The organism is Porticoccus sp., assembly GCF_041592135.1.
GTDB lineage: Bacteria > Pseudomonadota > Gammaproteobacteria > Pseudomonadales > Porticoccaceae > Porticoccus.
Genome location: NZ_JBFHQR010000077.1, coordinates 1 through 10,587, shown reverse-complemented (window position 1 = coordinate 10,587; position 10,587 = coordinate 1). Strand labels below are relative to the sequence as shown.

At 57.7% G+C, this 10,587-nt stretch carries 12 protein-coding genes and 1 tRNA gene; 3 read left to right on the top strand and 10 right to left on the bottom strand.

Going from position 1 to position 10,587, the window contains the following annotated elements; genetic code table 11:
* The 7 genes from ABY948_RS08065 to rpsF all read right to left on the bottom strand — a co-directional run.
* Positions 1-216, bottom strand: a 216-nt coding sequence (locus ABY948_RS08065) for an aspartate 1-decarboxylase (protein WP_461482015.1), incomplete at its 3' end; no start/stop codon positions are given.
* Positions 217-228: 12 nt separating this feature from the next.
* The gene (gene panC, locus ABY948_RS08060) at positions 229-1,074 is read right to left on the bottom strand and encodes a pantoate--beta-alanine ligase (RefSeq protein ID WP_461482014.1); all 846 of its coding nucleotides are present in this window, start codon (positions 1,072-1,074) and stop codon (positions 229-231) included.
* A 29-nt stretch (positions 1,075-1,103) separates the two neighbouring features.
* Positions 1,104-2,462, bottom strand: a complete 1,359-nt coding sequence (gene dnaB, locus ABY948_RS08055) for a replicative DNA helicase (protein WP_461482013.1) — start codon at positions 2,460-2,462, stop codon at positions 1,104-1,106.
* Between the two features lie 92 nt (positions 2,463-2,554).
* A complete protein-coding gene (rplI, locus tag ABY948_RS08050; protein WP_461482012.1) occupies positions 2,555-3,004 on the bottom strand; it encodes a 50S ribosomal protein L9 in 450 nt (149 codons plus the stop codon).
* Positions 3,005-3,055: 51 nt separating this feature from the next.
* Positions 3,056-3,910 (bottom strand): hypothetical protein, encoded by an 855-nt coding sequence (locus ABY948_RS08045; RefSeq protein ID WP_461482011.1) that lies wholly within the window; start codon positions 3,908-3,910, stop codon positions 3,056-3,058.
* Between the two features lie 19 nt (positions 3,911-3,929).
* Positions 3,930-4,157 (bottom strand): 30S ribosomal protein S18, encoded by a 228-nt coding sequence (gene rpsR, locus ABY948_RS08040; protein WP_461482010.1) that lies wholly within the window; start codon positions 4,155-4,157, stop codon positions 3,930-3,932.
* Between the two features lie 3 nt (positions 4,158-4,160).
* A complete protein-coding gene (rpsF, locus tag ABY948_RS08035; protein ID WP_461482009.1) occupies positions 4,161-4,619 on the bottom strand; it encodes a 30S ribosomal protein S6 in 459 nt (152 codons plus the stop codon).
* Positions 4,620-4,818: 199 nt separating this feature from the next.
* Between rpsF and ABY948_RS08030 the strand changes: the two genes are divergently transcribed.
* Positions 4,819-4,983, top strand: a complete 165-nt coding sequence (locus ABY948_RS08030) for a DUF3012 domain-containing protein (RefSeq protein ID WP_461482008.1) — start codon at positions 4,819-4,821, stop codon at positions 4,981-4,983.
* A 6-nt stretch (positions 4,984-4,989) separates the two neighbouring features.
* Here ABY948_RS08030 and ABY948_RS08025 read toward each other — a convergent pair whose 3' ends face one another.
* The 3 genes from ABY948_RS08025 to rnr are packed head-to-tail and all read right to left on the bottom strand — an operon-like array spanning position 4,990 to position 8,951.
* Positions 4,990-5,691 carry a CDP-alcohol phosphatidyltransferase family protein gene (locus ABY948_RS08025; protein WP_461482007.1) on the bottom strand — a complete coding sequence of 234 codons (702 nt, stop codon included), beginning with the start codon at positions 5,689-5,691 and terminating at the stop codon, positions 4,990-4,992.
* Positions 5,688-6,458, bottom strand: a complete 771-nt coding sequence (gene rlmB, locus ABY948_RS08020) for a 23S rRNA (guanosine(2251)-2'-O)-methyltransferase RlmB (RefSeq protein ID WP_461482006.1) — start codon at positions 6,456-6,458, stop codon at positions 5,688-5,690. Before rlmB ends, ABY948_RS08025 begins: the two co-directional genes overlap by 4 nt.
* A gap of 27 nt (positions 6,459-6,485) precedes the next feature.
* Positions 6,486-8,951 (bottom strand): ribonuclease R, encoded by a 2,466-nt coding sequence (rnr, locus tag ABY948_RS08015; RefSeq protein ID WP_461482005.1) that lies wholly within the window; start codon positions 8,949-8,951, stop codon positions 6,486-6,488.
* Positions 8,952-9,482: 531 nt separating this feature from the next.
* Between rnr and ABY948_RS08010 the strand changes: the two genes are divergently transcribed.
* Both ABY948_RS08010 and ABY948_RS08005 read left to right on the top strand, forming a co-directional pair.
* A tRNA-Leu gene (locus ABY948_RS08010) sits at positions 9,483-9,569 on the top strand.
* A 615-nt stretch (positions 9,570-10,184) separates the two neighbouring features.
* A complete protein-coding gene (locus ABY948_RS08005) occupies positions 10,185-10,514 on the top strand; it encodes a helix-turn-helix domain-containing protein (RefSeq protein ID WP_461482004.1) in 330 nt (109 codons plus the stop codon).
* Positions 10,515-10,587: the final 73 nt, after the last annotated feature.

Below are 10,587 nucleotides of genomic sequence, written 5' to 3'. Positions count from 1 at the left end.
GTTCATGGAGATAATGCCGGAACCCGGTTCGCCGCGAATAATATAGGTGGTGAAGCGCTCGCCGTTATTGACGTTGTAGATATCGATCTGTTCAAACTCGCGCAGTCCGACGAGCTCCAGCAGGTTGGCGTCAATGGCGCAGGAACCGTCATACCAGAGTTCGGCGTGGGTGACGCTGGCCATGTGCAATTTGCCCTTCAGCATAGTACTCAACATGATGCTCTTCCTCTAATTCAGGGAAATATTGTCAATCAACCGCGCGCTGGAGGTATACATCGCCCCGAGCACGGTGATTTGTTGGTCATCCTGTGCAGCCGGTTCCAGCGTTTTGCTGTTGCACACAGAAATGTAGTCCGGCTTAAAACCCGCCGCCGCGATCTGGCGTTTGGCCTCCGCCTCGAGGGCCGGGAAATCCCGGTCGCCCCCCTCTATCTGGCTGACAATCCAGCGCAGACTCAGGTTGAGCTGGTTGGCTCTGGGCCGCTCTGCCGCCGACAGGTAGCCGTTGCGGGAGCTCATGGCCAGACCGTCCGCCTCCCGGTGAATGGGCGCGGCAGTGATTTCGACGGGTACACAGAGGTCTTCCACCATGCGGCGGATCACCGCCAGTTGCTGGAAGTCCTTGATACCGAATATCGCCTCATCCGACTGCACGATATTGAACAGCTTGGTCACCACCGTGGTCACTCCCTCGAAGTGCCCGGGACGGCTGGCGCCACAGAGCACGTCCGTCATGGAGGGGCAGATCACCCGGGTCTGACTGTCCAGGCCGTTGGGGTACATCTCCTTGTCATCGGGATGGAACAGGAAATCACAACCCACCTCGCGCAAGCGCGCGCAATCGGCCTCAAAGGTGCGCGGGTACTTGTCCCAGTCCTCGTTGAGGCCAAATTGCAGGCCGTTGACGAAAATGGAGCAGACCACCAGGTCGTTGCTCTGCCGGGCCAGCTTGACCAGCTCGATATGGGCATCGTGCAGATTGCCCATGGTGGGAACAAAACCAATGCGTTTGCCCTCGCGACGGGCTTGCGCGAGCGGCTGGCGGAGTCCCTGAATGGTGTGAAAAATTTGCATGATCTTTCCAGCAATAGGGTATCGCGGCACTACTCGGAAAAATAATCCCGGGCGAGATTTTCAAAACGAGTGTACTTGCCGATAAAGGTGAGTTTACAGGTGCCGATGGGGCCGTTTCGCTGTTTGCCGATGATGACCTCGGCGATGCCCTTTTCCGGGCTGTCCTCGTTATACACTTCATCCCGATAGATGAAGACGATCACATCCGCATCCTGCTCAATCGCACCGGATTCCCTCAGATCCGAGTTGATCGGGCGCTTGTTGGGCCGGTGTTCGAGGTTACGGCTGAGCTGAGACAAGGCTATCAGCGGGCAGTTAAATTCCCTGGCAATGTTTTTCAATTCCCTTGAGATCTGTGAAATTTCATTGGTGCGGTTATCGGTGGCCACACTGCCGCTCATCAGCTGCAGGTAATCCACCACAATCAGGCCCGGATCACCCTTCTCGCGGACAACCTGTCGCACCCGGTTGCGCAGTTCCATGGGCGTGATCCCCGGCGTATCGTCAATGTACAGGGGCCGATCTTTAAGACGCGAAGCGGCACTGGAGAGGCGCGGCCAATCGTCCTCGGAAAGATTGCCGGCACGCATCCTGGTTTGGTCGATTTTGCCCAGGGACGACATCATCCTCAGGATCAGTTGGCTCGCGGGCATCTCCATACTGAACACCAGCACCGGCTTGTCCTGATGGAGCACCGCGTGCTCCGCCATATTCATGGCGAAAGAGGTTTTACCCATGGAGGGACGACCCGCCACAATCACCAGATCCGCCGGTTGCCAGCCGGAGGTTTTTTCATCCAGGTCGGCAAAGCCGGTACTGATGCCGGTAATATCTTCATCACTGTTGAAAAGCTGGTCAATGCGTTCCACGGCCTGCTTGAGCAGGTCGTTAACCGCCAGAAAACCGCCTTGCTTGGGGCGGTTCTCGATGATATCCGCGAGTTTTCTTTCCGCTTCGGCCAGCAGTTTGCTGCTGTCCCAACCGAGGGGATTGTAGCTCTTCTTGACGATATCGCTGGCCGCCGAGATCAGCTGGCGGATAATGGAGCGCTCCAGCACGATCTGGGCATAGGCCCCGACGTTGGCCGAGCTGGGGGTATTGTTAGCCAGTTCCGCCAGATAGGGGGCACCGCCCACCAGATCCAGCTGATGGGTATTTTCGAGGCTTTCTGAAAGGGTGATGAGATCAAGCGGTTTCTGCTCTGCGGAGAGCTCGCGCATGACCTGAAAGATCAGCTGGTGGTCGCTGGCAAAAAAATCTTTTTCCGAGATGACCGAGGCGACCGTGTCGAAGGCACCGTTGCTCAACATCAACCCGCCGAGCACTGCCTGCTCGGCCTCAATCGAATGAGGAAGTTGTTGTTCTGAGGTGCCCCTGTCTTCAGCCATCTATCCGTCACCCACCCATGCAAAAACGGCACTGCGCCAGATCGTGCAGTGCCGTATTGTTACCGATCCTGAAACGGCTGGGAACCGTCGGATTACTCAGCAACGATCGTCAGTTTGATCGGCTGGGTAACTTCCGAGTGCACCTGGATGTCAATTTCGTACTCACCCGTTTCACGCAGCGCGCCTTCCGGCAGCTTCACTTCGCTTTTGCACACTTCCACACCTGCAGCAGTGATCGCATCGGCGATATCGCGGGTGCCGATAGAACCAAACAACTTGCCTTCGTCACCGGCGTTGCTGGCGATCACGATAGTCGCCAGGCTGGCCAGTTGCTGGCCGCGGGCTTCAGCGGCAGCGCGCTGTTCAGCGGCGGCAGCTTCCAGTTCGGCGCGGCGGGCCTCGAAGGCCGCCAGGTTGTCAGCTGTGGCGAACACAGCTTTACCTTGCGGGATCAGGAAGTTGCGGCCGTAGCCAGCTTTGACATTGACCTTGTCACCGATTTTGCCGAGCTTGCCGACTTTGTCCAGAAGAATAACTTCCATCTCGGATATCCTCTCTTGATTAACCTGTTAACGCCGTCGGAACGGGGCAGTTCAGTGCCTTGTCACCAACCTGGCGCGTATATTCAAAATACTGTCGAGCGAACCCAAACCGACCAGTATCAAACTCATGGGGCCAATCATCAACAGGCCCACGTAAAAAATGACTAACCAGTGCGTGCCGATCTGGTAGAACGCCACCGTGTGGTGTACCAGTGCAATGCCCCCCAGCAACAGCGGTAAGCCCAGCAAGCCCGCCCAACTGGAGTACTCGTGGGGCGACAGGTAACAAACTGCCACGCCCACCAGCAGGGCAACGCCGACCCTGGAATCGAAGCGCAGACGGTGAAACTCCTCCCGAAAACCACCGGGGTTGTAGAGTATCGCCTGCCACCAGCGCCCCAATACCAGACTGACCACCGCAGTCAGCGCCACCATGTAGCCCATCACACCCAGCAGGAACGTGCGTCCCGGCTGGAAGGCCGGTTCTTTACTGCCCGCCCGCTGCTGCAACTGACTGAACATGGTTGCCACAGTCTCTTGCAACGAAGCAACCGAACCGCCAAACAGCAGGTTCAGCAGCAACACCGACAGGGCACTCAGCAGCAGTACCACCGTCAATGCGTTCGACCAGGACACCGTCAAGCGCAAGATGGCAGAAGCGATCACCACCACAATCAGCCCGGCGATGGTCGCCAGGGTAATCATCGGGTTGATCCCGCTTCCGTACAGGGCGACCAATAGGGGCAACAACCCCCACAACATCACCAGTAGGCCATCCCTCGGCCCTCGGCCCAGTGTCACCAGGCTGACCGTTGCCGGACTGAGCATCGGCACCAGGCTGCCCACCAGGGCCACCAGGGCCGCCTGCGTGCGCCCGCGCATGATAAATTCAGCCAAGGCGCGCATCAGTTGGTGTTACCCGTAATTACTTGTGGCTGTCCGTGTAGGGCAGCAAAGCCAGCAAACGGGCACGCTTGATGGCGGTGGCCAGCTGACGCTGGTACTTGGCCTTGGTGCCGGTAATACGGCTGGGTACAATTTTTCCGGTTTCGGAAACGTACTGTTTCAGGGTATCCAGATCTTTGTAATCGATCTCCTGGGCACCTTCCGCACTGAAGCGGCAAAACTTGCGACGACGGTTAAAACGGGCCATTGCTTATTTCTCCTCTTCCGCGGCTTCGTCGGTAGATGCATCGGCATCTTCAACAACGCTCTCCTGTTCCGCCTCGGCGGCTGCGGGAGATCCAGTTTCGCTCTCTGCATGGCGAGGCTCGCGACGCTCACGGCTGTCGGACTTCTCGGCTTTCATGATGGGAGACTCAACCGTAACAGCTTCGTCACAGCTGAAGACCGCGCTGCGAATGACCGCATCGTTGTAACGGAAGTTGGAATTCAGTTCATCCAACACGTCCTGACCACATTCGATGTTCATCAGTACGTAGTGAGCCTTGTGGATTTTGTTGATCGGGTAAGCCAATTGACGGCGACCCCAGTCCTCAAGACGGTGAACCTGGCCATTGCCAGCATTGATCGTGCTGGTATAGCGCTCGATCATCCCGGGAACCTGTTCGCTCTGATCCGGGTGAACCATAAATACGATTTCGTAGTGACGCATTGTGCCTCCTTACGGGTTAAAAGCTGCCCGCCCCATGCGGTGCAGCAAGGAGTGTCTTGACCCAGATGGATCAAGGGCGGGCATTCTACGGCGATGGCACACTGATTTCAAGGTTAAATTCAGGCACTTATGCACTGGGACTGATCGGCGAGAGTGGCTATCATTGCCCGCTGTGCCCATTTTTGCAAAGGAGTCAACAATGAAGAAATTTTCACTGCTGTTAATCGCCCTCGGCACCCTGGCCCTGGCGGGCTGCGCCAAGGTCGGCAGCGAGGCCTGGTGCAATGACATGAAGGACAAACCCAAGGGCGACTGGAGCGCCAATGAAGCCGCAGATTTCACCAAACACTGTATCTTCAAATAACCGGGTTTAGTCCGGCAGTTCGGCTGGCGCCATGTCCACCAGCCCGCTCTGCCGGGCAATGGCCGCGGCACACCAGAAGCCCGGCACATTGTCCTGCCAGCGGGGCAGCATGGAGGTGATGACCACCTGCTCGAACGCGACCCACAGGTAAAACAACAGCACCCCGCGAAAGCACAGCGCATCGCCCCAGATCACCGCGACAAAGTAGGCCGGCGCCAGCATGATGGCCGCCAGCTTGGCGGAAACGGTGTGATAACAGGGCAATCGCCGGAAACGCGCCAGGCACACCAGCAAGGGCACCAGCCAGGCACTGAAGGCCACCACCAGATAATTTGATTCGCTGGCAAAGAGATCGGGCCACAGCACTTTCAACCCCAGCAACATGGCCGCATAGGTGCTGAGATCAGCCCAGCTGTCCAGGCGGGTACCCAGTTCGGTCACCTGTCCCAGGCGCCTCGCCAGATAACCGTCGATTCCATCGCTGAACAGGGTCAGCGCCAACACCCACAAAAACCCATTGATTTTGTGTTCCAGCGCCAGCAACACCAGTACCGGCATCATGGCCACCCGCAGAGCACTGATGACATTGGGCAGATTTAACACCAGGTTGCGGGTGGCCGCGCGGTTGTTCTGGATGACCCGCTCGGTCAGCCTTTGACCGGGTCGGTCACTGACGTTTTCGCCAAACTCGTCGCGCCCCATGGTCATCGCCGCTGGCGAACCGCCTCGAACAGGCAGATACCCGCGGCGACAGAGACATTCAGGCTGCTCACAGCCCCGGCCATGGGCAACTTCACCAGCGAGTCGCAATGTTCGCGGGTCAAACGTCGCAGTCCTTTTTCCTCCGCCCCCATTACCAGCACCAGCGGCCCTTTGAGGTCGGCTTCGTACACCAGTTGCTCAGCCTCGCCGGCAGTTCCCACCACCCACAAACCCCGCTCCTGAAGCTGCTTGAGGGTGCGGGCCAGATTGGTGACCACCACCAGCGGCACCGTTTCGGCGGCACCACTGGCCACTTTCTGCACAGTGGGGGTCAAGCCGACGGAGTTGTCCTTGGGCACGATCACCGCCTGCACCCCGGCGGCATCCGCCGAGCGCAGACAGGCCCCCAGGTTGTGGGGGTCCGTCACACCATCCAGCACCAGTAAAAAAGGTGGCACCGACAACTGCTCCAGCAGGGCGGCGAGATAGTGTTCATCCTGCACCTGGCCACTCTCGCAGAGCGCGGCTACGCCCTGATGGCGGCCCTCGCCTTCTGTCAGGGCATCGAGTTCAGTGCGGCTGACCCGGGTCACCGGAATGCCGTTCAATTCCGCCAGATTCAACACTTTTTGCAGCCGCTGATCCTCGCGCCCCTTGAGCACCTTGAGTGCGCGAACCTTGTCCGCGGTTGTTTTTAATACCGCCTGCACCGAATGCAAGCCAAATATCCACTGGTCCCGCTCAACGGCACCGCGCCCCGCTTTTGATGTCATCAATTTTGTCCGTCAGAAATGCTTAAACTAGCGTTTTTTGGTTGGCGGTTTGCGCCGTCTGGCTCCGGATGGCTTGCCGGTCCGCCCCGGCTTGGCCAGTTTTCCGGCAGGAGCTGAGGCCTTTGCCGTGGTTGCTCCAGGGGCCGCTCCCGAGGCGGCCCGCTTCTTGGCGCGAGAGTGCTTCTTGGCCCGCACCTGCTCATGTTCAGCGGCCAGCTCCAGGGCCTTGGGGCTGACGGGGACACCCTTTTTGGCTTTCCTGCGGCCGTCTTCCACCAGATCGAAATCGATCTTGCGCTCATCCAGGTCCACCCGGCTCACCCGCACGCGCAACTTGTCACCCAGGCCAAACACCCGTTTGGTGCGCTCACCGATCAGGCGATGGTGTGCCGCTTCGTGGTAATAGTAATCCTTCGGTAGTCCGGTGATATGTACCAGGCCTTCGATGAACAACTCGCTGAGCTGCACGAACAGGCCGAAGCCGGTGACCGATACCACCACCCCATCGTATTCCTCGCCAACCCGGGACAGCAGGTACTCGCATTTCAGCCAGTTCACCACATCGCGGGTGGCCTCATCGGCCCGTCGCTCGGTCATGGAACAGTGTTCCCCCGCCGAGCTCATCCAGCTTTCATCATAGGGGTAGATCTGGGCAGTCGGCAGGGACGGCGCGCCCTCCACTTTCTTGACAAAACTGACCCGGCCACCCTTGCGAATCAGATAGCGGATGGCGCGGTGTACCAGCAGATCGGGGTAGCGCCGAATCGGCGAGGTGAAATGGGTATAGGCCGGATAATTCAAACCGAAGTGACCTTCATTATCCGGGGAGTAGACCGCCTGGTTCATGGTGCGCAGCACCACCGTCTGGATCACCCCGGCATCCGGGCGACCCGCCACCTGCAGCAGCACCCGCTGAAAATCTTTTGGGGTGGGTTCGTCACCACCGGGCAGCCCAAGCCCCAGTTCACCGAGAAACTCCCGCAGATCCGCCAGCTTTGCCGTGCGCGGCCCGCCGTGCACCCGATACAGTCCCGTCAGCCTGTTCTTCTGCAACAAGCTCGCAGCGCAGACATTGGCGCACAGCATGCACTCCTCAATCAGGCGGTGCGCCTCGGTGCGCTCCGAGGGAATGATTTGCTGAATCTTGCGTTCGGCGTCGAACAGGATACGGGTTTCCTGGCTGTCGAAATCAATGGCTCCGCGCACCTCGCGGGACTGCAGCAGCATCAGGTAGAGTGCGTGGAGATGGTCCACGTGGGCGGTCAGCGCGTGAAACTGTTTGCGCACGCCGCTATCCCGGTCACCGCGCTGGGCCACCATGGCCGCCACCTGGGTATAGGTGAGTCGACCGTGGGAGTGGATGATCGCCTCATAGAACTGGAATTTAACGATATTGCCACTGTCATCCAGGCACATGTCGCAGACCATGGTCAGGCGATCCACATGGGGATTCAGTGAACAGAGGCCGTTGGAGAGTTTCTCCGGCAGCATCGGCACCACGTACTGGGGAAAGTAGACGGAGTTACCGCGTTGATAGGCCTCCCGGTCCAGCGGGCTGCCGACATTCACATAATGTGAAACATCGGCGATGGCCACCAGCAGCCGCCAACCGTTGCGGCGGGGCTCACAGTAGACCGCATCGTCGAAATCCCGGGCATCTTCGCCATCGATGGTGACAAAGGGCAACTCGCGCAGATCGACCCGGTGGGCCGTATCGCCCCGCTCCACTTCGGCGGGAATGGCCTCGGCTTCAGCGACGACCGATTCCGGCCATTTGTGGGGAATGCCGTAGTTGTGAATGGCGATGTCGATTTCCATTCCCGGCGCCAGGTGATCGCCCAACACCTGTACCACCCGCCCGGCGGGCAGGTTATGGCGACTGGGATAGGTGGTGATCTCCACCACCACGATCTGCCCCGGCTCGACATTGGCACGCTGATCTGCGGGAATCATAATATCCTGGGTCACCCGCGGATTGTCCGGGCGCACAAAATGGATACCGCTCTCCACAAAATAGCGGCCCACCAGGGAACTGGTATGGTGTTCGACCACATCGACGATAGAGCCCTCCGGGCGACCGCGACGATCCCAGCCGGCTACCCGCACCAGCACCTCGTCGCCATCCATCACCCGGCGCATCTGCCGACTGGAGAGGAACAGGTCATCGCCACCGTGGGTGGGCACGACGAACCCGAATCCCTCGGGGTGTCCGACCACCCGGCCCTTGATCAGGTTCATCTTGTCCAGGGGACCGTAGGCATTGCGACGGTTGCGAACCGCCTGGCCATCGCGCTCCATGGCCGCCAGCCGCCGGCGCAGCGCCTCCTGGGCGTCCTCGTCCTTAAGACCAAACTCGGCGCACAGCTCTTCGTGGGTCATCGGGCCCACACTGTCAGTTAGAAAATCGAGGATATATTCACGGCTGGGGACAGGGCGATCGTACTTGGCGGCCTCGCGGTCGGCGAAGGGGTCATTACGAACATGTTTTTTCATTTATGCTCTCTGAGAGGTAACGGGGTTAAACCCGAAGGGATTTGCTCCACATAAAAACATATCAACCGTATCAGACCAATGATTTTCGTACCATGTATATGCTTTTATGGGGCAGCCATTACCGGGCGCTAGCCAATACCTCCTATGGTAATACCAAGGATAGACAACATGTGCTGTTAATCGCGCAATATGGCGCTTTATTGACCTGAATCAGGGCCAGAGGAGACCGGCCACTAACTCTGCAACAACTTTGCCGCGGCGGCGCTAATCGAAAACCGGCTCGGACCATTCAGCGCCCCCCGGGTGTCCACACACTTGTTGTCGGCGGCCAAACGTCGCCCCCAGGCCGCACAACCCGAACTGTCCGCCCCGCTTCAAAACAGACCCCTTGTCGGTTTCCGACCCTTCACGAAAACGCGGTTCAACCCGAGGACTTTATTGAAGAAGAATTTTAATTCCGAGAATTGACAATCCGCATCGCGGTCACTATAGTTCGCCACCTCTGACGGAGCAGCCACTGCTTCTCAGAAAGCCCAGGTGGCGGAACTGGTAGACGCGCTAGCTTCAGGTGCTAGTGGCCTTACGGTCGTGGAGGTTCAAGTCCTCTCCTGGGCACCATACATTAAGCAGTTGATTTTAAATATAAAACTGCTATCAAAAAGGCCGATATCCAAGAAGAGGGAATCGGCCTTTTTTCTTTTGTGCCCGAGCATCACCCAAGTGCGCCCAATCTAAACTTCCGGACACATGGCTCCCAACCTACCTAACCAGCCCAACAGTGCTTTATGAATTTCAGTTTGAGGCAGATACTCTTGCTCCAAGCACCCTTTTTTCTGATCTAACAAATGCATATAAAATTTTTGTTCATCCACACTCAGGCTTGCTGGTGGCTCGCTTTGTGCTATTACTGACTCGGCAACAGCGCTAACTTGAGCATTAGACCCGTATTTTGCGATGAAGACATCTTCGCCCGTCCGGACGACAAGGAGCCACGGCCACCCTACCCACATAATGGTAACTACGCTTCTGCTGCGTAGGATTTATAGAGATAGGCTTGCGAACTACCGTGCGCCAAACGCCGCCTCACACAACCCATCTAGAACGATGCCTTATAGCTTATATGGCACTTACAGTTACCTTTATTTGATATTTTGGTAACTATAGAAACCACCATAGTTGAAAAAACCGCGGTGAGCACTATAATTACCATTTTTAGACTATTTGGTAGCTATTGTGATCAGTAAAAAACAGGAAAAGGGCCGATCTGCTGTCGTCTTTCCCAGGAATCAACGCCTATTGGAACAGCTTGGCGAGAATATCAAGCTGGCATGTAAGCGCAGAGGTTATACCCAGGTTTTGATTTCCGAGCGAACGGGGCTCAGCCGCCTAACCATTCGCAAAATCGAAAAAGGAGACCCCAGCGTTTCAATCGGCCATTACCTTGCCGTGCTCAGCGTCCTGGGGCTGGCCGGTGACTTTGCCAAAGTCGCGCTGGACGATGAACTGGGTCGCAAGCTCCAGGACATCAAACTGATGGACAAGAAGTCCAGGGCAAAGCCTTGAGCAGAGGGGAATAGCCATGAGCACCGAAGTCTTCGTTTTTGCAGACTGGGAGGAGTTCCAGGAGCCGACCTTG

Excerpts from the sequence above, each read along its gene's own strand:
- rpsR (WP_461482010.1), bottom strand. The coding sequence starts at position 4,157 with ATGGCCCGTTTTAACCGTCGTCGCAAGTTTTGCCGCTTCAGTGCGGAA.
- rplI (WP_461482012.1), bottom strand. The coding sequence starts at position 3,004 with ATGGAAGTTATTCTTCTGGACAAAGTCGGCAAGCTCGGCAAAATCGGT.
- ABY948_RS08030 (WP_461482008.1), top strand. The coding sequence starts at position 4,819 with ATGAAGAAATTTTCACTGCTGTTAATCGCCCTCGGCACCCTGGCCCTG.
- ABY948_RS08025 (WP_461482007.1), bottom strand. The coding sequence starts at position 5,691 with ATGACCATGGGGCGCGACGAGTTTGGCGAAAACGTCAGTGACCGACCC.
- panC (WP_461482014.1), bottom strand. The coding sequence starts at position 1,074 with ATGCAAATTTTTCACACCATTCAGGGACTCCGCCAGCCGCTCGCGCAA.
- rpsF (WP_461482009.1), bottom strand. The coding sequence starts at position 4,619 with ATGCGTCACTACGAAATCGTATTTATGGTTCACCCGGATCAGAGCGAA.
- rlmB (WP_461482006.1), bottom strand. The coding sequence starts at position 6,458 with ATGACATCAAAAGCGGGGCGCGGTGCCGTTGAGCGGGACCAGTGGATA.
- ABY948_RS08045 (WP_461482011.1), bottom strand. The coding sequence starts at position 3,910 with ATGCGCGCCTTGGCTGAATTTATCATGCGCGGGCGCACGCAGGCGGCC.
- dnaB (WP_461482013.1), bottom strand. The coding sequence starts at position 2,462 with ATGGCTGAAGACAGGGGCACCTCAGAACAACAACTTCCTCATTCGATT.
- rnr (WP_461482005.1), bottom strand. The coding sequence starts at position 8,951 with ATGAAAAAACATGTTCGTAATGACCCCTTCGCCGACCGCGAGGCCGCC.